The organism is Micromonospora sp. RHAY321 (assembly GCF_023896955.1).
GTDB lineage: Bacteria > Actinomycetota > Actinomycetes > Mycobacteriales > Micromonosporaceae > Micromonospora.
Genome location: NZ_JAMHIW010000014.1, coordinates 134,692 through 159,647 on the forward strand (window position 1 = coordinate 134,692; position 24,956 = coordinate 159,647).

A 24,956-nucleotide genomic window follows, 5' to 3' on the forward strand; every position below is an offset into this window, starting at 1 on the left:
TCAGTTCACCGGTTGGGGTGGGTCAGCGGGTGACGGCGATGAAGCCGCCGAGCAGCAGCAGCGTGAGCGCGGCGACGGCGAAGAGCACCAGCAGTTCCTGGCGACCGTGGCCCGTCGGGTCGCCGCCGGTCGACGACGCGGTGGCGGGGTCGGGCAGAGCCGGCAGGTCGCGGGTCAGCGCGGCCAGGTCACCGAGTGTGCGCGCGGCCCACACCGCGCCGGCCCGGTCGGAGAACTCGTCGAGGGTGAGCCGGCCGGCGGTGGTGTGCCGGTGCAGCTCGGCGACCACCCGGTGGCGGTCGTCGTCGGAGGCGCGCAGCTCGACATCCACGCCGACAGGGTACGCGGATCAGCCCACGTCGAGGGGGTCGGCGAGGAGCCGTTCGAAGGCCAGTTCGGCGGCGCCGATCAGGGGTGCGTCCGCGCCCAGCTTGGGGGTGCGCAGCCGGACGTGCTCCAGGCAGGCGCCGAGCGCGTTGGAGTTGAGCCGGCTGCGGATCTGGGCCGCTGCGGCGAGGTAGAGGTCGCGCATGGTGCCCCCGAAGATGACCATCTCCGGGTTGAAGACGTTCACCAGGTTGGCGACGCCGAAGCCGAGCCAGTCGCCGGCCTGGCGGACCGCCGTCTGTGCCCGGGCGTCGCCCCGGTCGGCGGCGTCGAAGACGGCCAGCAGGGCGTCCCGGCCCCGGGCGTCGGAGCGGCCGGCGGCACGGAGCAGCCCGTGTTCGCCGATCTCGGTCTCCCAGCAGCCCCGGGAGCCGCACTCGCAGGGCTTGCCGTCGCGGACCACCTTCATGTGGCCGACCTCGCCGCCGTACCCGCCGTGCCCGGTCAGCCGGCGCCCACCGGCGATGATGCCGGCACCGACACCGACGTCGCCGTACAGGTAGATGACGTTGTCGCAGCCGGCGGCCACGCCCCGGGCGTGCTCGGCGAACGCGGCCACGTCGGCCACGTTGCCGACGGTGATCGGCACGCCGATGCCCAGTTCGGCGCTGAGCGCCGCGCCGATCGGCTCGTCCACCCAGCCGGTGGTCGGGCCGAGCCGGACCAGGCCGTCGTGGCGGCGGACCATGCCGCAGACCGCGAGGCCGGCGCCGACGCAGATGGCGTCGGGTGGCACCACCTGCTGCATCTCCTTGACCGCGCCGGCCAGCAGCGGCGCGGCCTCGGCGGCGGTGAGACCCCGTGGCCGGTCCAGTTCACGGCGGTCGAGCACCGCGCCGCCGAGACCGATCCGGGCGGCCCGCAGCCGGTCCACCTCCACGGAGTACGCGTACGCGTACACCCGCTCCGACTCGGGTCGGACGACCAGCGAGGGGCGGCCGGCCCGGCCGGTCTCCCTCGGTGCGCCCTCGCTGACCAGCCCCACACCGGCCAGGTCGGCGGTGAGAGCGCCGATGGTGCTCCGGTTCAGGCCCAGCGTGGTGGTCAGCTCGGCACGTGTGGTCGCCCCGTGGACGTGCACGTGTCGCAGCAGTGCCCCGAGGTTCTGCCGCCGGACCTCGTCCTGGCTCGGTGCCGGGCGCATCGTGGTGCTACCTCCCGCGGTCAGCGGGTGCCGGTGGCTGCCGCGCGGCGGCGGGAGAGCGCGTCGACGCTGGCGGCGAGCAGCAGCACGACGCCGGTGACCACGTACTTGACTCCCGCGCTGTACCCCATCAGGCCCATTCCGTTTTCGATGACCGCGACCACCGCCCCGCCGAGCACGGCGTCGAGGACGCGGCCCTTGCCGCCGAAGAGGCTGGTGCCGCCGATCACCGCCGCGCCGACCGCGTAGAGCAGTACGTTACTGCCCCCCGTGTTCGGGTCGACCGAGTTGGCCCGGCTGGCCGCCACGATTCCACCGATGGCGGCCATGGACGAGCAGATGACGAAGACCGAGATCCGGATCCGGTCGACGTCGATGCCGGCCCGGCGGGCCGCTTCCCGGTTGCCGCCCACGGCGTAGATGTGCCGGCCGTAGCTGGTGCGTTGCAGCACGAAGGTCCAGACGATCAGCAGCACGGCGATGACCGGCACCACGATCGGCACACCCTTGAGCGAGACGATCAGCACGTTGCGGCTGCGCTCCAGGTTGAGGACGTACACCGCCGTGCCGAGGATGACGGCGAGCCCGCCGATCCGGAGGGCCACCACCGCGATCGGGTCGGTGATCAGACCGCGGGCCACCCGGTTGCGGTGGCGCAGCAGTTGCACCGCCGCGTAGCCGACGACCGCGATGGCGGTCAGCGCCCAGCCCAGGGTGGGGGCGAGGTTGCGGTTGGCGATGGCGACCAGCACCTCGTCGCGGACGGAGATATTGGTGCCCTCCTTCACGAGCAGCAGCACGATGCCCTGGAAGGCGAGGAAGCCGGCGAGGGTGACCACGAAGGACGGAATGCCGATCTTCGCGACCAGCAGGCCGAGGCTGGTGCCGATGAGCACACCGGTGGCGACGGCGGCGAGCACGGCGACCCACCAGGGGTAGCCGAGCACGGTGACCACATTGGCCAGCACCGCCGCGCAGACGCCGCTGGCGAAGCCGGCGGAGAGGTCGATCTCGCCGAGCAGCAGCACGAAGACCAGGCCCATGGCGATCAGCGTGACCGCCGCGCCCTGGGTGAAGAGGTTGGCGAAGTTGCCGGCCGACAGGAACGACGACGGCCGCATGACCGCGAAGACGGTGCAGAGCACGATCAGCCCGAGCACGGCCGGTAGCGCGCCGACGTCGCCACCGCGTACCCGGCTCCAGTAGGTGCGGACGTGGCCCCCGACGGTCGGCGGCGGTGTGACGGCCGCGGGGCCGTCCTTCCGCACGGCGGTGGTGGTCATCGGTGGCCTCCTGAGATCGAGTCGGCCGGCTGCGTGCCGTTGCCGTTGCCGCCCCCGCCGGAGTCGTCGGTGAGGCCGAGCGCGCCGGAGCGTCCGGCGGTGATGAGCTCGACGACCTGGGCGTGGGTGATGTCGGTGGTCTTCACCTGGGCGACCATCTGGCCGAGGTACAGCGCGGCGATCCGGTCGGCGACGGCGAAGACGTCGTTCATGTTGTGGGAGATCAGCACCACGGCCAGGCCGTTGTCGGCGAGACGGCGGACCAGTTCGAGCACCTGGGCGGTCTGCGCCACGCCGAGCGCGGCGGTCGGCTCGTCGAGGATGACCAGCCTGCTGTTCCACAGCACCGCCTTGGCGATGGCCACGGTCTGGCGCTGGCCTCCGGAGAGGCTGGAGACGTGTTGGCGCAGTGAGGTGACGGTGCGGATGGAGAGCCCGGCCAGCGTCTCGGCGGCGAGCTGTTCCATGCTCGGCTCGTCCAGGACGATGCCGCTGCGCTTCTCCCGGCCGAGGAACATGTTCTGCACGATGTCCAGGTTGTCGCAGAGCGCGAGGTCCTGGTAGACGACCTCGATGCCGAGTGCGGCGGCGTCGCGGGGGCTGTTGATGTGCACCGGTTCGCCGTTGAACAGGAACTCGCCCGCGTCGGTGGGGTGGATGCCGCTGATGCACTTCACCAGGGTCGACTTGCCGGCGCCGTTGTCGCCGACGAGCGCGGTCACCTCGCCGGGGTGGACGGTCAGGGCGACGTCGCGGAGCACCTGGACGGGACCGAAGCTCTTGTCGATCCCGCGTAGTTCCAGCAGGGGGGTCGCGGACACGGGGGGTCTCCTTACGGGAGGGTCGGGGCTCGTCCGGCGGGCGCCGCCCGGCACGGGATCAGGCTCCCGTGCCGGGCGGCGATGGTCGTCCCGGCGGGTACTGCGGCGTCGGTCAGCTGATGCCGGCGTCGGCGCAGAGCTTGGCGTACGCCCCGGTGCAGACCTCTTCCTTGGTCACGTAGCCGTCGGCGATGACGTCCTTGACGTTCTCCTTGTAGATGGCCTTCGGGGTGAGCAGCACCGAGGGGACGTCCCGGTTGCCCTCGGGGTCCTTCACCGTCTGGCCGGTGTCCTTCTTCTCGCCCTTGGCCAGCGCGATGGCCAGGTCGGAGGCGGCCTTGGCCTCTTCCCGGACGGCCTTGTAGACGGTCATGCACTGGTCACCGGCGAGGATGTTCTGCAGGCCCTCCGGGGTGGCGTCCTGCCCGGTCACCGGCACCTTGCCGTTGAGCTTGTTCTTCTTCAGCACCGAGATGGCGGCGTTGCCCAGACCGTCGTTGGCGGCCAGCACGCCGTCGATCTTGCCGTTGGCCTTGGTGAGCTGCTGCTCGAAGATCGTCGCGGCCTGCGCGTTGTCCCAGGCCGGTACGGCGTCCTCGGGGCCCTTGGTGTACTCCTTGGCGTCGAACTTCGGCTTGAGCACCGAGTCGTAGCCGTTCTTGAAGAGGGTGGCGTTGTTGTCGGTGGGGGAGCCGTTCAGGTACGCCACGACGGGGTTCTTGGCACCCTGGTCGGTCAGGCACTTCGCCAGGCCCTCGCCCTGGAGCTTGCCGACCGTCTCGTTGTCGAAGCTGACGTAGTACTGGGCCGAGCCGCCCAGGGTCAGCCGGTCGTAGTCGATGGTGGCGACGCCCTGCGACTTGGCTTTGTCGAGCACGGCCTTACCGGTGCCGGAGTCCAGGTTGACGATCATCAGGGCGGTGACGCCGCTGGTGATCATCTGGTCGGCGATGGTCTGGAAGGCGGTCTTGTCGTTCTGGGCGTTCTGGATGTCGTACTGGACGCCGGCGGCCTTGAACGCCTCTTCCAGGAACCGACGGTCCGCGCTCTCCCAGCGGGCCGAGGACTTGCTGTCCGGGAGGATCACGCCGATCTTGGGGGTCTTGGCGGAGCTGGCCTGGTCGTCGCCGGAGTCGCCGCCGCAGGCGGTCATGCTGCCGGTCGTGAGCAGGCCCACGGCGGCGATGGTGAGGAGCCCCTTACGCATGTGCAGGGTCCTTTCGGAGGTGGGGGAGGTGTTGTTTTGTTGTGCCCGGCAACGTATTTCGCATCACACCGAATCCACAAGACCGGCGGTGCGTCAAGTTTGTTGGGAGCGATAACAATTCAGCAACGCGACTGTCACTCCCCGGTCATCCAGGGGAGATGACCATGGGCGGCAGCGGTCAGCGGGTCTGCAGCGCCGCTGTGCGCGCCTCGGTCAGCGCCACCAGATCCGCCGCGGCCAGTTCGAGTTGCAGACCCCGCCGGCCAGCGGAGACATAGATCGTCGGCAGATCCAGCGCGGATTCGTCCAGCACGGTGGGCAGCCGCCGGCGCTGCCCGAGCGGGCTGATCCCGCCCCGCACGTAGCCGGTCGCCCGCTCGGCGACCGCCCGGTCGGCCAGCACCGCCCGCTTGCCACCCACCGACGCCGCGAGCGCCTTGAGATCCAGCTCGCCGGTCACCGGAACGACCGCCACGGTGAGCGCCCCGTCGACCTCGGTCACCAGGGACTTGAACACCCGCTCCGGCGGCACACCGAGCGCCGCCGCCACCAGCGCGCCGTAGTTCGGTGCGTCCGGCGCCACCCGGTACGGATGGGTGTGGTGCGCGATCCCGCGCTTGACCAGCAGTGCCGTCGCCGGTGTGCCCTGTCCCGCCACAGCGATGAACCTAGTCGACCGGACGGCCGATGAGTACGGTCGGTGCCCCGGCGACCCGGGTGAGCACCAGACTCGCCGACGCGTCACCGGCCAGCCGCAGGTCGCGACGAAGCTGCTCCGGGGTGAGCGCGGAACCTCGCTTGAGGATCTCCACCCGGCCCACCCGGCGGTCCCGCAGCAGCGTCCGCAGGCGCTTCAGGGAGAACGGCAGCACGTCGGTGATCTCCAGGCAGCGCGCGTACGGGGTGCGGGTCGGGCGGTCGGCGTAGAGGTAGGCGATGCTCGGGTCGCCGAGGGTGGCATCCAGCTCGCCGGCCAGCTCGGCGACGAGGTGCGCGCGGACCACCGCCGGATCCGGGTCGTACAGGTAGCGGCGCGGCGGCCCGACCGGCGCCTCGGCGGCACCGGAGCCGGTGAGCTGGTGACGGCGGGTCCCGGCGCCCTCCTGGCGGTACACGGTGGCCCGGCGGGGCACCTCCGCCAGCTCACCGCACCACAACGCCGCCTCGACCAGGTCGCCGTCCACGCCGACCCACTCCGCCTCCGCGCCGGCCGGGATGAGCGCGTGGTCCAACCCCGGCGCGACCTTCACCACGGTGCGCGGCACCCGCTCGGCCAGCCCGGTGACGAAGTCCCACGGCGGCGAGTAGGCGCGCGGGTCGAAGATCCGCCGCCCGGTCCCGGCACGCCGGCGGGCCGGGTCGCAGAAGACACCGTCGACGCGGGAGACGTCGAACGTGGTGGCGTCGCCGCACTCGACCGTGAACAGGTCGGCCAGCCCGGCCGCGGCGGCGTTGGCGGCGGCCATCGCGGCGGTCACCGGGTCGGCCTCGACCCCGTACACCCGGATGCCGGCGCGGGCGGCGGCGAGCGCGTCGGCGCCGAGCCCGCACCCGAGGTCGGCGAGGGTGCGCACACCGGCCGCGCGCAGCCGGTCGGCGCGGCGGTCGGCGACCACCCGGCGGGTGGCCTGCTCCAGCCCGGCACGGGTGAGGAACATCCCGGCGGCGGCCGGCCCGAACTTGCCGGCCGCCCGGTGGCGCAGCTCGGCCTGGGTCAGTGCCGCCGAGGCCAGTGCCGGCGGCACGCCGGTCGCGCGCAGGGCCGACGCCGCGGCCAGCGGGTCACCGCCGGCCAGCCCGGCCGCCGCCGCGAGCGCGGCCGACCCCTCGGGGGTACGTAGAGCAGCCAGCTGGTCGAGATCCACCCGGTCATTGTCCCGGGCCGGCCCGACCGGTCGGACGGTGGTGTCAGTGGGTGGGCGTGGCGGCGACGAAGGCCCGCCAGCTCGCCGGGGTGAAGGTGAGCGCCGGCCCGGCCGGGTCCTTGCTGTCGCGCACGGCGACCACACCGGGCAGGTTGTCGGCGACCTCGACGCAGGCGCCCCCGTTGCTGTTGCTGCGGGAGGCCTTGCGCCAGATGGCGTGGGTCAGGTCCATGTCTGCACCACTTCCTCGATCAGCCGGGCGGACTGCCGGCACGGCAGCGCCTCGCCGGTCACAGTCTCCCAGCGCCGCTCCAGGGCGGCAACGTCGTTCGGGCTGTCCACGGTCTGCCCCCGGAGCTGGTTGTCCAGGTGGACCAGCTCGGCGCCGCTCTCAAGCCGGGCCAGGATGAACGGGCCGTTGAGCCCGACGTGCCAGGGGGTGTCGGCCGGCACGACCCGGACCTGGACGTTCGGCTCGGTGCCCACGGCCAGCAGGTGCTGGAGCTGCTCGCGCATGATCTCCCGGTCGCCGAGTTGTCGGCGCAGCGTGTGCTCCTCCAGCACCGCGACGAGGTGCGGACGCGGGTCGGCGGTCAGCACAGCCTGCCGGGCGAGCCGGGCCACCACCCTCGTCTCCACCTCCTCGGCGGTCAGCTCGCCGCCCACGCCGAGCATCGCCCGCGCGTACCCCTCGGACTGGAGGAGGCCGGGGATCACCGTCGGGTCGTACCAGCGCAGCGCCGCCGCCTCCCGCTCGTTCTCGTCCCAGGGGCGGAACCAGTCGGGCGCGGCGTGGAAGCGGATCAGCTCCAGCATGCCGACGAAGAGACCGCCGGTGTCCAGGGTCGAGTCGATCCGGGCGACGTAGTCCGGCTTGACCGGGCTCTGGCCGGTCTCGACCGCACTCACGTACGACGACGAGTAGTTGATCAGCTTGCCCAGCTCCTCCTGGCTCAGCCCGCGCGCCTGGCGTGCGCGGCGTAGCTGTTCGAGCAGGAACATCAGGGTCGGTATCCGGGCACTCACATCCCCTTTCGGCGGCATCCGGTGGTGGTGACCGAAGGTAGGGAGATGGCCACGGTGAGGCGAGGCGTTGCCGGCGTGTCGCGGTAACGACTGGCGGAACTGTGGCGACACGACGGACGACGCGTTGGCACTCTCCTTGACGGAGTGCTAGCCACGGAATAACCTGCGATTAGCACTCTCACCCTGAGGGTGCCAGCTCCCGGGTCTCGGCCCGGGTGCGCAACGCCAGGCGGACCGGCACCCGCGACGACGGCCCCGCCCGGTGGCATGAGGCAGATTGACGCTGGCCGGCCACGCCGGCCGGCAACGAAACCAGTACCCCAGGAGGGTATGCCCGTGACTACCGCGACCAAGGTTGCGATCAAGCCGCTCGAGGACCGGATCGTGGTCCAGGCGAACGAGGCTGAGACCACCACGGCGTCGGGCATCGTGATCCCCGACACCGCCAAGGAGAAGCCGCAGGAGGGCACTGTCCTCGCTGTCGGCCCGGGCCGGATCGACGACAACGGCAACCGTGTTCCGCTCGACGTCAAGGTCGGCGACACCGTTCTCTACTCGAAGTACGGCGGCACCGAGGTCAAGTACGCCGGCGAGGAGTACCTGGTGCTCTCCGCCCGCGACGTCCTCGCGGTCATCGAGAAGTAAGCAACCGATCAGTGTCATTGCCCCGGTCCGGCTCGCCGGGCCGGGGCAGTGGCGCTTCGAAGGGACATCCATGGCGAAGATCCTGAGCTTCTCGGACGACGCCCGGCACCTGCTGGAGCACGGTGTCAACGCCCTCGCGGACGCGGTCAAGGTCACCCTCGGCCCGCGCGGGCGCAACGTCGTCCTGGACAAGAAATTCGGTGCGCCGACGATCACCAACGATGGTGTGACCATCGCCAAGGAGATCGAGCTCACCAATCCCTACGAGAACCTCGGTGCGCAGCTGGTCAAGGAGGTGGCGACCAAGACCAACGACGTCGCCGGCGACGGGACCACCACCGCGACCGTGCTGGCCCAGGCGATGGTCCGCGAGGGCCTGCGCAACGTCACCGCCGGGACCAACCCGGCCGGCCTCAAGCGGGGCATCGACGCGGCGGCCACCAAGATCTCCGAGGCGCTGCTCGGCCGCGCCGAGGCGGTCACCGGCAAGGAGTCGATCGCGAACGTGGCGACGATCTCCGCGCAGGACTCCACCATCGGTGAGCTGATCGCCGAGGCGATGGAGCGGGTCGGCCGCGACGGTGTCATCACCGTCGAGGAGGGCTCCGCGCTCACCACCGAGCTGGACGTGACCGAGGGTCTCCAGTTCGACAAGGGCTTCATCTCGCCGAACTTCGTCACCGATCTGGAGAGCCAGGAGTCCGTCCTCGAGGACGCGTACATCCTGGTCACCACCCAGAAGATCTCGGCGATCGAGGAGCTGCTGCCGCTGCTGGAGAAGGTCCTCCAGAACAGCAAGCCGCTGCTGATCATCGCCGAGGACGTGGACGGCCAGGCGCTGTCCACCCTGGTGGTCAACTCGCTGCGCAAGACCCTCAAGGTCTGCGCCGTGAAGGCCCCCGGCTTCGGTGACCGGCGCAAGGCGATGCTCCAGGACATCGCGATCTCCACGGGCGCCGAGCTGGTCGCCCCGGAGTTGGGCTACAAGCTCGACCAGGTCGGCCTGGAGGTGCTCGGCACCGCCCGTCGCGTCGTGGTCGACAAGGAGAACACCACGATCGTCGACGGCGGCGGCCAGAAGGCCGACGTCGAGGACCGGGTGGCCCAGATCCGCAAGGAGATCGAGGCCTCCGACTCCGACTGGGACCGGGAGAAGCTGGCCGAGCGGCTGGCGAAGCTCTCGGGCGGTATCGCCGTGATCAAGGTGGGTGCGGCGACCGAGGTCGAGATGAAGGAGCGCAAGCACCGCATCGAGGACGCCATCGCGGCGACCAAGGCCGCGGTCGAGGAGGGCACCGTCCCCGGCGGCGGCGCCGCCCTGGTGCAGATCCTCTCCGTGCTCGACGACGACCTGGGCTTCACCGGTGACGAGAAGGTCGGCGTCTCGATCGTGCGCAAGGCGCTCGTCGAGCCGCTGCGCTGGATCGCGCAGAACGCCGGTCACGACGGCTACGTCGTGACCCAGAAGGTCGCCGACCTGAAGTGGGGCAACGGCCTCGACGCCGCCAAGGGCGAGTACGTCGACCTGGTCAAGGCCGGCATCATCGACCCGGTGAAGGTGACCCGCAACGCGGTCACCAACGCCGCCTCGATCGCCGGTCTGCTGCTCACCACGGAGAGCCTCGTGGTGGAGAAGCCGGAGCAGGCCGAGCCGGCCGCCGCCGGTGGGCACGGCCACGGTCACGGCCACCAGCACGGCCCGGGCTTCTGACCCGGTAGCGACACCCGTTCCGGGGCACACCGTCGTACGGCGGTGTGCCCCGGTCCGTCTTCTCCGGTCATTACCGAGCGCTGACGTTGTTGGCGACCGGGCGGAATGATCGCGCACACTGGGCCGATGAGCACCACGTCGCGGCGCTACGCCGCGCTGGCCGGAGTCACCGCCGCCGCCGTCGCGATCGGAATCGCGGAACCGGTGGCGGTGCTGACCGGGCCCCGGTCGGCGCCACTGGTCGCGGTCGGCGGGGTGGTCGTCGACGCCGTCCCGGAGTCGCTGAAGCAACTCGCCATCGACATCTTCGGCACCGCCGACAAGATCGCCCTGCTGGTCGGCACGGCCCTGCTGCTGGGCGCGTTCGCCGCGCTGCTCGGGGTGCTGGCGGTGCGCCGCCTGGCCCTCGGCCTGGCCGGCATCGCGGCGTTCGCCGCCGTCGGCGTGGCCGCCGCGCTGACCCGTGCCGGCGCGGATGCCGCCGACGCGCTGCCGTCGCTGGTCGGCGGCGGGCTCGGCGCCCTGGTGCTCTGGCTGCTCATCGCCGGTCCGCTGGAGTTGGACCCGTGGCCGTGGTCCCCACCCACTCCGACCACGGTGCCGGCCGCGCCGAGTGAATCGGCGCCGGGGGAGGGTGTCGACCCGGAGTCGCGGCGGCGGTTCCTCACCGGCGCCGGGGTGCTGCTCGGCACGGCCACGGTGGCCGGTCTCGGTGGGCGCTGGCTCGCCGGTCGGCGCGGTGTGTCCGCTGCCCGGGAGGCGATCCGGCTGCCCGCTCCGGTCGCCCCCGCACCGGCCGTGCCGGCGGGCGCCGACCTGTCCCTGGCCCAGCTCGCCCCGTACGTCACCCCGAACTTCGGGTTCTACCGGATCGACACCGCGCTGGTGGTGCCGCAGGTGGACCCGGCGACCTGGCGGCTGCGGATCCACGGGCAGGTCCGCAACGAGCGCACCTACACCTACGCCGACCTGCTGGCCCGGCCGCTGGTCGAGCGGTACGTCACCCTGGCCTGCGTCTCCAACGAGGTGGGCGGGGATCTGATCGGCAACGCCCGCTGGCTCGGCGTGCCCCTGCGGGAACTGCTGGACGAGGTCCAGCCGGAGGAGGACGCCGACCAGGTCGTCGGCCGGTCCGTCGACGGCTGGACCTGCGGCACCCCCACGGCGGCCCTGCGCGACGGGCGGGACGCGCTGCTGGCGGTCGGCATGAACGGCGAGCCGCTGCCGGTCGAGCACGGCTTCCCGGTGCGGATGGTGGTGCCCGGCCTGTACGGCTACGTGTCGGCGTGCAAGTGGGTCACCGAGCTGGAGCTGACCCGCTTCGTCGACTTCGACGCGTACTGGGTGCCGAGGGGCTGGTCCGTCCAGGGGCCGATCAAGACCCAGTCGCGGATCGACACGCCGCGCTCGCGCAACCGGCTGACCGCCGGCCCGGTGACCGTGGCCGGAGTGGCCTGGGCGCAGCACCGGGGCATCCGCCGGGTCGAGGTACGCGTCGACGGCGGCCCCTGGCAGGAGGCGCAGCTCGCCCCGTCGGTGTCGGTGGACACCTGGGTGCAGTGGTCGTGGCGCTGGGACGCCACACCGGGAGAGCACCGGCTCCAGGTCCGGGCGACCGACACGACCGGCGAGACCCAGACCGAGCGCACGCAGGGCGTCGTCCCGGACGGCGCCACGGGCTGGCACACGGTCACCGTCACCGTCCGCTGACCCTGCCCGGACGGAGCGACCTCGCCGGGTGGCGCGAAACGGCCGCCGCGTCCGGCTCGGGGCGCTCGGTGCCATGGGTGCGATACCTGTGAGGCATAAATATGCCTCTCAGGTATCACGCTCGTTGCCGCGTCCGCCCTCCGGACCGCGTGCCCGTGTCGACCACGGTGTCCCGGCGACGAGACGCCGGACGCACCCGTGCGACGGGACGCGGAAACCGCGCCCCCATCATGGGGGCGCGGTTCGCGGTGTCGCGGGACTGTGGCCGGTCAGGCGACGTTGCGCTGCGCCGGGACCGTCGACTTGTGCGGACGACCCAGCCGGGCCTCCAGGCGGGACACGTCGACGCGGGCCTGTCGGCGGTCGGCCAGATCCTCCCAGCCGACGGCGAGCAGGCGCAGCCGCTCGGACTCGCTGAAGCCGCCCCACACGCCGTACGGCTCGCGGACCGACAGAGCGTGCGCGGCGCACTCGGCGCGGACCGGGCAGGTACGGCAGACCGCCTTGGCGGAGGATTCCCGACGCAGTCGGGAGGAGCCCCGCTCGCCGTCGGGGTGGAAGAACTGGGCGCTGTCCCGCCCTCGGCAGGCACCGAGACGCTGCCAGTCCCAGAGATCGACGATGGGTCCGGGCAGTCTACGTACGTTCGACATCAGCACCCCTCCTCCCGCGCGGCACCGCGAGATCCTTGTGGCCGGCTTCCGGGCGGCGGGCCGCGCAGGCGCACCGTTCCCGGCCTGGACTTCCCGGTACCCGTGCTTTCCCCGGCTCACACGTCTGTGATCGAGAACGCCCCGTAACTTGCGGCTTTTGCCCTATCTGTCGGAAAAGTTCGGAGGATTGCCGGGAACCCCCTCCCCAGCCGACCCCGTCATGGTCTGCTCGTTGGCGGAGAGGAGACCACAGTGCGTACCGTTCTTGTGTGCGTTCGGACACCACTCGCGGCCCAGCATCTGACTTCCGCGGCCGCGCGGCTGGGGTTGTCCGCGATCGTCCGTACCGCCGTCTCCGATCCCGAGGTGATGCTGCGGCTGGCCGAGCGTCCTGCCGACGTGGTGCTGGCCGACACGGCCCTCACCCGGCCGGACAGCGCCGGCTTCGTGCGGCGGGTGCTGGCCCGCGCGCCGCAGGCCGCGGTGCTGCTGCTGGGCACTGAGGAATCCGAGGCCGCGGCGGCAACCATCAGCGCCGGCGCCCGCGGCCTGATCCAGAACGTCGACCACGACCTGACCAGCGCGGTGGCCAAGGCCCTGCTGCTGCTCACCGCACCCGGCCGGGCCACCCGGCAGCGGACCACCGACCCGGCCCGGGACACGGCGGCGGTCGGTGGTTCGGCCCGCCCCGGGCCATCGCTGCGCGGCCCCGCCGAGCCGGGCTGGGCGGCCACGCCTGGTGAGGGGCCGGCGGGTGTGCCGTCGGTGCCGGTGCAGCGCGGCGACGACGAGGCCGACGCGGCGACCGGTGACCCGGCGAGCGACCAGAGCGACCAGACACGCCCCGCGCCGGCCGCCCGGCCCGCCCGGGTGTCGATCGGGCTCACCGAGCGGGAGCTTCAGGTGCTGCTGGGCATGGCCGAGGGCAAGAGCAACGCGGAGATCGGCCGGGAGCTGTTCGTCTCGGAGGACACCGTCAAGACCCACGCTCGCCGGCTGTTCCGCAAGCTCGGCGCCCGGGACCGCGCCCACGCGGTGGCCGCCGGCTTCCGCGCCGGCCTGGTCGCCTGACACCCGAACCGCCGGCCGGGCTCAATCCGTCGAGGTGCCCGGTTCGTCCTCGGTGCCCTCGGTCAGGGTGTCGTGCACCCCGTCGGCGTACCCGCGGGCGTAGTCCCAGGTCACGTAGTGGTCCGGGTCCGGGTCGTACGCCGGCTCGTGCACGCGGGGACGGCCCGAGTTGAGCAGGTGGCGCAGGTTGCCCCGGAGCAGGTCCCAGTCGAAGTAGTGCGGCTCGCGGCAGTCCTCGCATTCGATGACCAGCCCGCGGACCCCGATCGGCGCCAGCAGAGCCTGGTAGATCTCCAGGTCGGCGAGGTCCTCCAGCACGTCCTGCCGCTCGACGTCGGTCAGCGGATCCGGCGTCGCGTCGTCGGCCGGATCGTCCAGCCCCGCGGTCGGGTCGGCCGGGTCGCCGTTGAACGGGTCGATGGGCTCGTCGTGCACCCCCTCACCGTAGACCCAACGCGGCGGGAACGTCCGCCCCCGGCCCCGCGCCGGGCCGGCCCGCCACCGCAGGAGCTGCCCAGCTCACTGGGTACGATAAGACGACGTGCCGGCACCGTGGCGCGTTCCGGTGCCCGCCCGCGCCACCTCGCTGAAGCCCATTCGAGCAGCTCAGGGGAGCAATCGTGGAAAATTCGCCCAGCACCGATCTTCCGGCCGGCGCCGAGCACGCCGACCTGGGCGGCCACCTGCCCGAGCTGCCCGCCGGCTCCGCCAGGGTGGTTCCGCTCGGGCTCACCTTCGACGACGTGCTGTTGCAGCCGGGCGAGTCGGACGTCGTTCCGAGCCGGGTCAACACCCGCACCCGGCTCACCCGCGGGATCGAGTTGACCGTTCCGCTGCTCTCCAGCGCCATGGACACCGTCACCGAGGCGCGGATGGCGATCGCCATGGCCCGCCAGGGTGGCATCGGCGTGCTGCACCGCAACCTCTCACTGGAGGACCAGGCCCTCCAGGTCGACCTGGTCAAGCGCTCCGAGTCCGGCATGATCACCAACCCGGTGACCGCCAGCCCCGGCGACACCCTGCGCGAGGTCGACGAGCTGTGCGGGCGGTACCGGATCTCCGGGGTGCCCGTGGTGGACGGCGACGGCCAGCTCGTGGGCATCGTCACCAACCGCGACATGCGCTTCGTCTCCGAGCCCGACACGCCGGTCCGGGACATCATGACCCGCACGCCGCTGGTCACCGCCCGCGTCGGGGTGAGCAAGGACGAGGCGCTGGAGCTGCTGCGCCGCCACAAGATCGAGAAGCTGCCGATCGTCGACGACTCCGGCCGCCTGCGCGGGCTGATCACCGTGAAGGACTTCACCAAGAGCGAGCAGTACCCGAACGCCACCAAGGACGACGCCGGCCGGCTGCGGGTCGCCGCCGCCGTGGGCGTCGGCGAGGACGCGTACAAGCGGGCCCGCACCCTGGTCGACGCGGGCGTGGACGTGCTGATCGTGGACACCGCCCACGGTCACCAGCGGGCCGTGCTGGACATGGTGCGCCAGCTCAAGAAGGACGTCGCCATCGACATCGTCGGCGGCAACGTGGCCACGTACGCCGGCGCGAAGGCACTGGTCGACGCCGGCGCCGACGGGATCAAGGTGGGCGTGGGTCCGGGTGCGATCTGCACCACCCGGATCGTCGCCGGGGTCGGCGTTCCGCAGATCACCGCGATCATGGAGGCGGCCCGGGCCGCCCGCCCGGCCGGCGTGCCGGTGATCGGTGACGGCGGCATCCAGTACTCCGGTGACATCGCCAAGGCGCTGGTCGCCGGTGCCGACACGGTGATGCTCGGCAGCCTGCTGGCCGGCTGCGAGGAGAGCCCCGGCGAGTTGATCTTCATCAACGGCAAGCAGTACAAGGCGTACCGCGGGATGGGCTCGCTCGGCGCGATGCAGTCCCGGGGGCAGGCCAAGTCGTACTCGAAGGACCGGTACTTCCAGCAGGACGTGCTCGCCGAGGACAAGCTGGTCCCCGAGGGCGTCGAGGGCCAGGTGCCCTACCGGGGCCCGCTGTCCGCGGTCGCCCACCAGCTCATCGGCGGGCTGCGCGCCGCGATGGGGTACGTCGGCGCGGAGAGCATCCCCGAGCTGCACCGGCGTGGCCAGCTGATCCGGATCACCGCGGCCGGGCTCAAGGAGAGCCACCCGCACGACATCCAGATGACCGTCGAGGCGCCCAACTACCACTCCCGCTGACCATCCCCCAACAACCTGGAGTCCCCCATGCGTGACGTGGTCGAGATCGGGCTGGGCAAGACCGCGCAGCGCGGCTACCACCTGGACGACATCGCCATCGTGCCGAGCCGACGGACCAGGGACGTCGACGACGTCTCCACCGCCTGGCAGCTCGACGCGTACCCGTTCGGCATCCCGTGCGTCGGGCACCCCTCCGACGCGACGATGAGCCCGTCGTCGGCGGTCCGGCTCGGTGAGCTCGGCGGCCTCGGCGTGCTCAACGTCGAGGGGCTGTGGACGCGCTACGAGAACCCGACCAAGGTGCTGGAGGAGCTGGCCGGTCTCGACGAGAACGCCCGCGCCACCAAGCGGCTCCAGGAGGTGTACGCGGAGCCGATCCGTCCCGACCTGATCGCCGAGCGGGTGCGCGAGCTGCGCGCCGGCGGTGGCACGGTCGCGGTGCGGGTCTCGCCGCAGCACACCCTGGCGCTGGCCCCGGTGATCCTGGACGCCGGGGTGGACATCCTGGTCATCCAGGGCACCATCGTCTCGGCCGAGCACGTCTCGACCACCGACGAGCCGCTGAACCTCAAGGAGTTCATCGCCGACCTCGACCTGCCGGTGATCGTCGGCGGCTGCACGGACTACAAGACCGCGCTGCACCTGATGCGCACCGGCGCGGCCGGCGTGATCGTGGGCATCGGTGGCGACGAGTGGTCGACCACCGAGTCGGTGCTGGGCATCCGGGTGCCGATGGCCACCGCGATCGCCGACGCCGCGGCGGCCCGGCGGGACTACCTCGACGAGACCGGCGGCCGGTACGTGCACCTCATCGCCGACGGTGACATCCAGACCTCGGGCGACATCGCCAAGGCGCTCGGTTGCGGCGCGGACGCGGTGATGCTCGGCGAGCCGCTGTCGCTCTGCGAGGAGGCGCCCGCAGGGGGTGCCTGGTGGCACTCGGCGGCCAGCCACCCGTCGCTGCCGCGCGGTGCGTTCGAGGTCTCCGGTGAGCCGATCGGGTCGATGGAGCAGTTGCTCTTCGGCCCGGCCGACGAGGCCGACGGCCAGCTCAACCTGTTCGGCGGGCTGCGCCGGGCGATGGCCAAGTGCGGCTATCGCGACCTCAAGGAGTTCCAGAAGGTCGGCCTGGTCCTCGACCGCTGATCCGTCCTGTACACGCCGGACGGCCGGCCCCGCACTGCGCGGGGCCGGCCTCCGTCGTACCGGGGGTGTCAGCCCTCGGTGAACTCGACCCAGTTCAGGTTGACCAGGCCGCTGGTCGGCCCGCCGGGTACGGCGGTGAAGACCAGGTGGAGCCGGTGCGCCCCGGCGGGCTGGTCCACCGGGACCGTGGTGCTGGTGAAGGCCCCGTTGCCGGTGGTCGCGTTCAGCGTCGCCGTGGCGACGACCGGCCCGGTCGGCGAGTCGAGCCGCAGCTCCACCCCGGCCCTGGCGGTGCCGGCGGTGGCCGCCGAGCCGCCGGAGTGCCGCAGTGTCACGGCGGACACCCCGCCCAGGTTGATCGGGTCGAAGGCGACGTGGTCGCCCGGGTCGATCCCGCTGACGTGCTGCCCGCCGCCCGTGTCACCGGTGGTGGCCACCTCGACGCCCTGCTTCACCTGGGCGTTCTCGGCCTGCTGCCGGGGCGTCTGGATGATCGCCTGGCCGACCGTCGTGAGCGGGGCCTGGCCGCCGCCACCGAGGTCGGTGTACGAGGCGCTGATCCCGCCGTACAGGTAACCGCCGGCGTGGTCGCCGCCGTCCGCCGGGGTGGCGAGGGTGCCGGTGCAACCGGTGGTGGAGCTGTCCGGGTGGCCGTGGCTGTCGTGCCCGAGGACGAACGTCACGGTCACCCGCGAGCAGTCCACCGGCCCGTCCTCCGGGTCGGTCACCGTGACGGTGAACGGCACACTCTCACCCCAGGTGAAGAAGCTGCCGGACACCGGCGAGGTGACGGTCACCGTGGGCGCGGTGTTGCCGACCACGATCTCCTTGGTGAGCACGGCGGTCCTGCCGCTGGAGTCGGTCACCGTCAGCTTGGCGGTGTACGTGCCGTTCGCGGTGTAGGTGAACGACGGGCTCGGGTCGGCCGAGTCGACCGTGCCGTCGCTGGTGAAGTCCCAGGCGTACGAGATGGACTCGCCCGGGTCGGGGTCGTAGCTGCCGGCCGAGGAGAACCGCACGGTCAGCGGCGCCGTCCCGGAGGTCGGGGTGGCGTCGAGCTTCGCCACCGGCGACCGCTGGCCCTTCACGTACCGGATCACGGACAGTTGCGCGTCCGGGTTGGCCCGGAAGAAGCCGTCGCCGTACTCCAGCAGGTAGAGCGAGCCGTCCGGGCCGAACTCCATGTCCATCGGGTTGTCGAAGACGACGCCCGGCAGGAACTGCTCGACCCCGGTCAGGGTGCCCCGGCCGTCGGTCCGCATCATGAAGATCTTGTCCCGGGTGAACTCACCGAACACCACCGCGTTCTGGTAGTACTCGGGGAACTTCACCTCGGAGGTCGACGCCGGGTCGTACGAGTAGATCGGGCCGCCCATCGGGCCGACGCCGCCCGTGCCGATCACCGGCCACCTGAAGTCGCAGCCGACCGGCGGGTTCTCCAGGTACGACCCAGCACACGGGGTGCGTGCGTCGAAGGTGTACCAGAACTGCGGCTGCTCGACCTTCGGCAGCACCCGCAGGCCGGTGTTGCGGGGCGAGTCGTTGACCGGGGCGCCGCAGTTGAACGGGGCGCCGGAGGTCCGGGTCGCGAAGTCGAAGTCGATGTACGGCAGGCTCGGCGAGTAGCAGTACGGCCAGCCGTAGTTGCCGGCCTTGTCGGTGGCGAACCAGCGACCGGTGCCGTCCGGCCCGCGGGTGGCGCTGGGTACGCGGGAGTCCGGTGAGTAGTCGCCGACGTAGACCATGCCGCGAGCGTCCACGTCGTAGCGGAACGGGTTGCGCAACCCCATCAGGAAGATCTCTGGCCGCGTCCTGCCGGCGGTGTCCTGCTCCTCGGGGAAGAGGTTGCCCTTGGGGACGGTGTACGTGCCGTTGGCCCGCACCTTGATGCGCAGGAGCTTGCCGCGCAGGTCGTTGGTGTTGGCCGAGGAGCGCTGGGCGTCGTAGCCGGGGCCCTGGGTCGGAGACTCGTTGATCGGGGTGTACCCGTCGGAGCCACCGGCGTTGGTGTCGTCCCCGGTGATCAGGTAGAGCAGACCCTTGCCGTCGAACTTGATCTCACCGGCCACGTGGCAGCAGATGCCACGGTCCACGTCGACCCGGAGGATCTGCTGCTCGGTGCTCATGTCGAGGTGCGGGGTGGGGGAGTCCACCAGCTTGACCCGCGAGAGCTGGTTGTAGCCCTTGAACTTGTCCCAGACCGTCGGGTCGGTGGAGGTGGCCGGCGCGTCGCCCTCGTTGACGCCCGGGGTCGCCGGGTTGTCGACCGGGGTGTTCAGCTTCGGCGCGTAGTAGATGTAGACCCACTTGTTCGTCGCGAAGTCCGGGTCGATGGCCACCGACTGGAGGCCGTCCTCGTCGTGCTGGTACACGTCGACGGTGGTGATCACCGGGCTGGCGCCGGTGGCCGGGTCGTAGAGGCGTACCTCGCCGCCGCGGGTGTTGTGCAGCACCCGGCCGTCCGGGAGCACGGCCAGCGACATCGGCTCGCCCGGGTCGTCGTTGAGGGTGACCTTCTCGTAGTTGCCGAGCACCGTGGCGCCGCAGTCGCCCTCGACCACGCCGGCGGACCACTGGATGCCGCCGAGCAGGTGCTCACGGAACTTCGCCGAGCGGTACGTCTCGATGCTGTGCCCGAGACCGGTGTAGAAGGACCGGCCGCCCTGGTGGTCCTTGCACCAGGTGACGGGGTGGTCGTGGCCCATCGCGCCGCCGGCGTAGGTCTTCTCGTCCACGGTGGCCAGCACGTGGGCGCTGCCCCGCACGTTGCGGCTGAAGTTGTACCACTCCTCGGTGAGGGTCAGGGTGCGCGGCAGCGTCTCGGTCGCCGGGTGGGCGCGGTCGGCCACGTCCACCACGCCGCGGACGACCGGCGAGGCGCCGGCCACCTTCGCGCCGACCAGGTCCTGGTAGAAGGCCCAGTCCGGCTCGGTCTCCGCCGCCGCGTGCACGCCGACGTAGCCGCCGCCGGCCTTGACGTACGCCTCGAAGGCCGCCTCCTGGCTGCTGTTGAGCACGTCGCCGGTGGTGTTGAGGAAGACCACCGCCCGGTACCTGGCGAGCTCGGCGGCGGTGAACACGGCGGCGTCCCGGCTGACCGTGACGGTGAAGTCGTTCGCGCGGGCGAGCTGCCGGATGGTGTCGACGCCGTCGGTGATGGACGCCCGGCGTTCCCCGGCGGTCTTGGTGAACACCAGCACCCGGTAGGTCTGCGGGGCGCGGGCGGCGGAGCGCAGCGCGGCCGGCCCGTTCTCCACCGCGGCCGGCGCGGTCGGGGGCGCGTCGTCGGTCGGTGCGGCGGTGGCGGGGACGGCGGAGGTGAGGGGGATGGTGAGGATGAGTCCAGCGGCGACGGCGAACCATCGTCGTCCGGTCTGTCGGGTCATCGTTCCTCCGGTGGTCGGCAGGCGCGCGGCATCCCCGGCCCGAGCGGGCCGGCTGCGCGACTGCGTGGGGGATGGACCGGGCGCGTCCCGTCGCCGTACGGGAGGCGCGGGTGACCGGGCCGGTGTCGACGGGCCCGTCACCGGCCGCCGGCGGCGTGGCCGGCGGAGTGGGACGCGGCCGGCGTCGGGCGGACGCCGGCCGCGCCGGAGGTCACTTCTTGAGGTAGATGGTCAGGTCGGACATGTTGCGGTAGCTGAGCGCCGCGAAGTCGAGCGACTGGGCCCGGTTGGCGGTGCCGCCGGGGGCGGTGTCCATCTCCCAGTTGGCGTGGTGGAAGTCCCGCTCGCCGATGGTCTGGAAGAACTGCTGGAAGTTGATGTCGCCCTCGCCGAGCGGGGTCATCTGGTGGCCGTTGGGCACGCTGGTGTCCCGGTCGCCGTCCTTGGCGTGGAAGAGCGGGAACCGGGTGGTCCGGTCGGCCACGTTGAGGATCGGGTCGAACAGGTCGGTGACCTCGCGGCCGGACGGGTCGACGTACTTCTGGTGCTTGTACCGCGCCACGTAGCCCCAGTAGATGTCGAACTCGAAGAAGACGTACCGGGGGTCGGTCCGGCCGAAGAAGTACTCCAGCCGGCGGATGCCGGAGGAGCGGGTGGGGCGGCCCTGCGCGTCCAGTGGGCCGGAGTCGAGCAGGAAGCTGTACGCGACGTCGTGGTTGTGCGTGTAGAGCCGCATGCCCCGGGCGCGGGCCTGCCGGCCCAGCTCGTTCCAGGTGTCGGCGGCGGCGTCCCAGTCGGCCTTGTACGCGCTGTTGGTCGGGTCGCTGCCGGTGCCGATGTTCTTCATGCCGAGTTCCTCGGCGATGTCCAGTTGCTGCTGGAAGGTTGCCGCCTGGATCGAGGCGTGGGTGCCGTTGGCGACCAGGCCGTTGTCGTCGAGGATCTTGCGGATCTCGCGCGGGGTGATCTGCCGGCCGAGGATCGCGGTGTTCTGGGTGTAGCCGGCGAACTCGATCTCCTTGTAGCCGATCTCGGCGAGCCGGGCGAGGACGCGCTCGAAGCCGTACGGCACGCCGCTGTCGTCGGGCGCGGCGGTGATCCGGTCCCGGACGCTGTAGAGGATGATGCCGCGGTTGCGCGACGGGATCAGCGGTTCGGCCCGCAGCCTGCTCTTCCCCTTGTCCTTGGGCTGGGCGAGCGCGGGGGTGCCGGTGGCGAGGACCGGCAGGCCGGCCGCGCCCAGCGCGGCGGCGGCGCCGGCGGATGCGGCGAGCAGGGACCGGCGGCTGAGCCGGCCGGTGGAGGAGGCGTCGGGTGCGGTGTGGTCGGGCATTGTTCCACCTTTCGCGACGGCGGTTTGCCGTCGATAACGATCAGCAGAGGTGCGACGAGGGTCAGGTCGCGGGCGCCGCCGAGCGCCCGTTCCGCGTGCCCGGCAGCGCCGGGACGGTGCGGTGCCGCGCAGTCGAAGGGGCAGGTCAACGCCGCCGCCACGGCGTGTCGCGTCGGGGGTGGCCCCGTCTCCGGTAGCGGTCGGCTTGAATGTTCCGAACGCGTTACATCTTGGAGTCAGACACTAACGTCGGTCGAAGCCAAAAGAAAGGTTGAATCAGCGCCAACTTTTGTTTGTATCGACGAAAGTGACTGATGATCGTCGATATGGGCCTCGTGGCCTGCGGTGCTGGCTACGCTCTGCGTGACCGGGGAGTCGCAGGAGGAGTGTGCATGGTCCTGACCGGACGGACACCGGCCCGGCGCTGGCTGGCAGTCGCCGTCACCGCGCTCACCTGCTCGATGGCGGTCAGCGCGGCCGGCTGCACGGGCGACGGACGCGACGGGTTCCGGCCCGGTGCCGCCGACGCGGGCGACCCGTACGTCCCGGGGCGCGGCAACGGCGGGTACGACGTCAAGAACTACAAACTGGACGTCCGTTACGACCCGCCGACCGACCGGCTGACCGGCCGGGCCACCATCACGGCCACCGCCACCCAGGACCTGTCCCGGTTCAACCTGGACCTGGCCGGTCTGCAGGTCAACGCGGTCACCGTCGACGGCACCCGGGCCGAGCACCGCCGCGCCGACGACGAGCTGGTGGTGACCCCGCCCGAGGGGCTGCCGCGCGGCCGGCCGTTCACCGTGGCCGTCGACTACGCGGGCGTGCCCACCGCCGTCACCGACGGCGAGTTGGGCAGCGGCGGCTTCCTGCACACCGCCGACGGCGCGGTCGCGCTCGGCCAGCCCGACTCCGCCGCCACCTGGTTCCCGGTGAACGACCACCCGTCGGACAAGGCCAGCTACGAGCTGGCGGTGACCGTCCCGGACGGCCTCTCCGCGTTGAGCAACGGGGTGCCCGGGCCGAGGAGCAGCGCCGGCGGCTGGACCACCTGGCGCTGGTCGGAGCGCACCCCGATGGCCAGCTACCTGAGCACACTGGTGATCGGCGACTACCGGGTGGTGACCGGCACGCACGCCGGCCAACCGATGGTCACCGCCGTGGCGGCGAGCCTGCCGGCGACCGGTGGCGCCGCCCGCTCGCTGGCCCGCACCGGCGAGATCGCCGACTTCCTCGCCACCCGCTTCGGCCCGTACCCGTTCGACTCGTACGGCGGGATCGTGGTCGCCGACGACCGCGTCGGCTACGCGCTCGAGACCCAGTCCCGGCCGGTCTACGGACCGGCCTTCTTCACCGGCGACCGGCCCAACCTCGGGGTGGTCGTGCACGAGCTGGCCCACCAGTGGTTCGGCGACAGCGTGTCGCTCAGCAAATGGGGCGACATCTGGCTCAACGAGGGCTTCGCCAGCTACGCCGAGTGGCTGTGGGAGGAGCACGACGGCGGCCGGACCGCCCAGCGCAACTTCGAGCTCCAGTACGCGGCGACCGACTGGTCACAGCCGTCGGTCGAGCCGGGACGGGAGCGGATGTTCGGCACCGCCGTCTACAAACGTGGTGCGCTGGCCGTGCACGCGCTGCGCAGGACCGTCGGCGACGACGCGTTCTTCCGCATCCTGCGGACCTGGACCACCGAGCGGGCCGCCGGTAGCGCCACCACCTCGGACCTCGTCGAGCTGGCCGAGCGGGTGGCCGACAGGCAGTTGCGGCCGCTCTTCGACGCCTGGCTGGTGGGCGGCGCGGCACCCACCCTGCCGTGACGAGGCCGTGATGATCGGTCGATAGGCTGCCGCCTGCGATCGGCCGGAAGTCGCCGTTCGTGCGGAGCGGCGCTGGCTGCCTCCGCCACCGTACGGGGGAGGCTCGTGATGCGGGTGACGCGGTTCAGGCTGCGGGTTGGTGCCGGTCTGCTGGTGACCGGGGCGCTCGCACTGTCCGGATGCGACTCGGCCGCCCCGGAGGCGGCGCCGTCGCCGAGCGCGTCCCCGACGCCGTCGCGGACCTTCACCGCGGGCGCGGCCGGGGTCGGCGACACCTACTTCCCGAGCTACGGCAACGGCGGTTACGACGTCGGCCGGTACACCGTGAAGGTGCGCTACGACCCGGCGGAGGACCAGCTCACCGGCACGGCCACCGTGCAGGCCACCGCGACGGCCGACCTGTCGACGTTCAACCTCGACCTGGCCGGCCTGACCGTCAGGACGGTCACCGTGGACGGCGCCCCGGCCACCCACACCCGGGAGAAGAACGAGCTGGTGATCAAGCCGGCGGCCGGGTTGATCACGGGCAACGGTTTCGTCGCCGAGATCGCCTACGAGGGGGTGCCGAAGCCGCTCAAGAACGAGGCGCTCGGCGAGGGCGGTTTCCTGCACACCTCCGACGGTGCCATCGCGCTGGGTCAGCCCGAGTCGGCGAGCACCTGGTTCCCGGTCAACGACCACCCCTCCGACAAGGCCGCGTACGACTTCGAGATCACCGTCCCGGACGGTCTGACCGCGATCAGCAACGGCGTGCCGGGCGGCAAGGCCAGCAAGGACGGCTGGACCACCTGGAAGTGGTCGGAGAAGTCGCCGATGGCCAGTTACCTGAGCACGATGGTGATCGGCAAGTTCCGGATCACCACCGCCGAGCACAAGGGACGGCCGGTCTACAGCGCGGTCACCACCGCGGTGGCCAAGGGTGCCGCGGACCGGTCGATCGCCCAGACCGTCAAGGTGGCCGACTACCTGGAGAGCGTGTTCGGGCCGTACCCGTTCGACGCGTACGGCGGCGTGGTGGTCTCCGACAGCCGGATCGGGTACGCGCTGGAGACGCAGAGCCGTCCCGTCTACTCCGCCGGCTTCTTCCGGCGCGGCGAGAACACCGAGGTGGTCGCCCACGAGCTGGCGCACCAGTGGTTCGGCGACAGCGTGGCGCTGGCCAAGTGGGAGGACATCTGGCTCAACGAGGGCTTCGCGACGTACGCGGAGTGGCTCTGGGCCGAGCACACCAAGGAGTTCACGGCCGAGCAGGCGTTCGACGTCCGGTACGCCCAGGTGCCGGCCTCGGTGTGGAAGACGCCGCCGGGCAAGCCGGGCGCGAAGGAGCTGTTCAGCGAGTCGGTCTACCAGCGTGGCGGGATGACGCTGCACGCGCTGCGGGTTGCCGTCGGCGACAAGGCGTTCTTCGAGATCGTCAAGACCTGGGCGGCGGAGAAGCGCAACGGCACCGCCACCACGGCCGAGTTCGTGGCCCTCGCCGAGCGGATCTCCGGCAAGCAACTCGACGCGCTCTTCGACGCCTGGCTGTACGGCACCAAGAAGCCCGCCGCACCGAAGAAGCTCTGAGC

21 protein-coding genes are annotated in these 24,956 nt (G+C 71.7%); 8 read left to right on the plus strand and 13 right to left on the minus strand.

Annotated elements, in window-relative coordinates:
- Positions 1–22: 22 nt before the first annotated feature.
- From M8C17_RS24620 to M8C17_RS24660, 9 genes are all read right to left on the minus strand, one after another.
- Positions 23–331 (minus strand): DUF1707 domain-containing protein, encoded by a 309-nt coding sequence (locus M8C17_RS24620; protein WP_252418924.1) that lies wholly within the window; start codon positions 329–331, stop codon positions 23–25.
- Between the two features lie 18 nt (positions 332–349).
- Positions 350–1,531: an ROK family protein gene (locus M8C17_RS24625; protein ID WP_252418925.1), complete on the minus strand. Its 1,182-nt coding sequence runs from the start codon at positions 1,529–1,531 to the stop codon at positions 350–352.
- Positions 1,532–1,551: 20 nt separating this feature from the next.
- Complete coding sequence (locus tag M8C17_RS24630) at positions 1,552–2,814, minus strand: sugar ABC transporter permease (RefSeq protein WP_252418926.1); 1,263 nt, start codon at positions 2,812–2,814, stop codon at positions 1,552–1,554.
- Entirely contained in the window at positions 2,811–3,635 is an 825-nt protein-coding gene (locus M8C17_RS24635) for an ATP-binding cassette domain-containing protein (RefSeq protein ID WP_252418927.1), read from the minus strand. Before M8C17_RS24635 ends, M8C17_RS24630 begins: the two co-directional genes overlap by 4 nt.
- A gap of 112 nt (positions 3,636–3,747) precedes the next feature.
- Entirely contained in the window at positions 3,748–4,842 is a 1,095-nt protein-coding gene (locus M8C17_RS24640; RefSeq protein ID WP_252418928.1) for a sugar ABC transporter substrate-binding protein, read from the minus strand.
- 178 nt (positions 4,843–5,020) lie between these two features.
- Entirely contained in the window at positions 5,021–5,500 is a 480-nt protein-coding gene (gene ybaK / locus M8C17_RS24645) for a Cys-tRNA(Pro) deacylase (protein WP_252418929.1), read from the minus strand.
- Positions 5,501–5,510: 10 nt separating this feature from the next.
- Entirely contained in the window at positions 5,511–6,707 is a 1,197-nt protein-coding gene (locus tag M8C17_RS24650; RefSeq protein WP_252418930.1) for a methyltransferase domain-containing protein, read from the minus strand.
- A 43-nt stretch (positions 6,708–6,750) separates the two neighbouring features.
- Complete coding sequence (locus tag M8C17_RS24655; protein ID WP_252418931.1) at positions 6,751–6,939, minus strand: DUF397 domain-containing protein; 189 nt, start codon at positions 6,937–6,939, stop codon at positions 6,751–6,753.
- Positions 6,930–7,709 (minus strand): helix-turn-helix transcriptional regulator, encoded by a 780-nt coding sequence (locus M8C17_RS24660; RefSeq protein WP_252418932.1) that lies wholly within the window; start codon positions 7,707–7,709, stop codon positions 6,930–6,932. The genes M8C17_RS24655 and M8C17_RS24660 overlap by 10 nt, the downstream gene beginning before the upstream one ends.
- Before the next feature lie 354 nt (positions 7,710–8,063).
- Between M8C17_RS24660 and groES the strand changes: the two genes are divergently transcribed.
- The 3 genes from groES to M8C17_RS24675 all read left to right on the plus strand — a co-directional run bounded on the left by groES (position 8,064) and on the right by M8C17_RS24675 (position 11,799).
- The gene (gene groES, locus M8C17_RS24665) at positions 8,064–8,378 is read left to right on the plus strand and encodes a co-chaperone GroES (protein ID WP_084757526.1); all 315 of its coding nucleotides are present in this window, start codon (positions 8,064–8,066) and stop codon (positions 8,376–8,378) included.
- A gap of 70 nt (positions 8,379–8,448) precedes the next feature.
- The gene (gene groL / locus M8C17_RS24670; protein ID WP_252418933.1) at positions 8,449–10,089 is read left to right on the plus strand and encodes a chaperonin GroEL; all 1,641 of its coding nucleotides are present in this window, start codon (positions 8,449–8,451) and stop codon (positions 10,087–10,089) included.
- Between the two features lie 126 nt (positions 10,090–10,215).
- Positions 10,216–11,799: a molybdopterin-dependent oxidoreductase gene (locus M8C17_RS24675; RefSeq protein WP_252418934.1), complete on the plus strand. Its 1,584-nt coding sequence runs from the start codon at positions 10,216–10,218 to the stop codon at positions 11,797–11,799.
- A 269-nt stretch (positions 11,800–12,068) separates the two neighbouring features.
- On the opposite strand, the gene M8C17_RS24680 is transcribed toward M8C17_RS24675, so the two are convergent.
- Entirely contained in the window at positions 12,069–12,452 is a 384-nt protein-coding gene (locus tag M8C17_RS24680) for a WhiB family transcriptional regulator (RefSeq protein ID WP_252418935.1), read from the minus strand.
- Between the two features lie 252 nt (positions 12,453–12,704).
- On the opposite strand from M8C17_RS24680, the gene M8C17_RS24685 reads away from it, so the two are divergent.
- On the plus strand, positions 12,705–13,523 hold the full coding sequence (locus M8C17_RS24685; RefSeq protein ID WP_252418936.1) for a helix-turn-helix transcriptional regulator: 819 nt from the start codon (positions 12,705–12,707) through the stop codon (positions 13,521–13,523).
- A gap of 21 nt (positions 13,524–13,544) precedes the next feature.
- Here M8C17_RS24685 and M8C17_RS24690 read toward each other — a convergent pair whose 3' ends face one another.
- Entirely contained in the window at positions 13,545–13,958 is a 414-nt protein-coding gene (locus M8C17_RS24690; RefSeq protein WP_252418937.1) for a DUF5319 family protein, read from the minus strand.
- Positions 13,959–14,143: 185 nt separating this feature from the next.
- Here M8C17_RS24690 and guaB point away from each other — a divergent pair, with 185 nt between their 5' ends.
- Together guaB and M8C17_RS24700 are read left to right on the plus strand one after the other, a co-directional pair.
- Entirely contained in the window at positions 14,144–15,706 is a 1,563-nt protein-coding gene (guaB, locus tag M8C17_RS24695) for an IMP dehydrogenase (protein ID WP_252418938.1), read from the plus strand.
- A 27-nt stretch (positions 15,707–15,733) separates the two neighbouring features.
- Positions 15,734–16,852 carry a GuaB3 family IMP dehydrogenase-related protein gene (locus tag M8C17_RS24700; RefSeq protein WP_252418939.1) on the plus strand — a complete coding sequence of 373 codons (1,119 nt, stop codon included), beginning with the start codon at positions 15,734–15,736 and terminating at the stop codon, positions 16,850–16,852.
- Between the two features lie 68 nt (positions 16,853–16,920).
- Here the strand turns inward: M8C17_RS24700 and M8C17_RS24705 are convergent, their stop codons facing one another.
- Complete coding sequence (locus M8C17_RS24705) at positions 16,921–20,238, minus strand: ThuA domain-containing protein (protein WP_252418940.1); 3,318 nt, start codon at positions 20,236–20,238, stop codon at positions 16,921–16,923.
- 211 nt (positions 20,239–20,449) lie between these two features.
- Positions 20,450–21,571, minus strand: a complete 1,122-nt coding sequence (locus tag M8C17_RS24710; protein ID WP_252418941.1) for a sugar phosphate isomerase/epimerase — start codon at positions 21,569–21,571, stop codon at positions 20,450–20,452.
- Positions 21,572–22,032: 461 nt separating this feature from the next.
- Between M8C17_RS24710 and M8C17_RS24715 the strand changes: the two genes are divergently transcribed.
- Both M8C17_RS24715 and M8C17_RS24720 read left to right on the plus strand, forming a co-directional pair.
- Positions 22,033–23,388, plus strand: a complete 1,356-nt coding sequence (locus M8C17_RS24715; RefSeq protein ID WP_252418956.1) for a M1 family metallopeptidase — start codon at positions 22,033–22,035, stop codon at positions 23,386–23,388.
- A 108-nt stretch (positions 23,389–23,496) separates the two neighbouring features.
- Positions 23,497–24,954 carry a M1 family metallopeptidase gene (locus M8C17_RS24720; RefSeq protein ID WP_252418942.1) on the plus strand — a complete coding sequence of 486 codons (1,458 nt, stop codon included), beginning with the start codon at positions 23,497–23,499 and terminating at the stop codon, positions 24,952–24,954.
- The last annotated feature ends 2 nt before the right edge of the window (positions 24,955–24,956 follow it).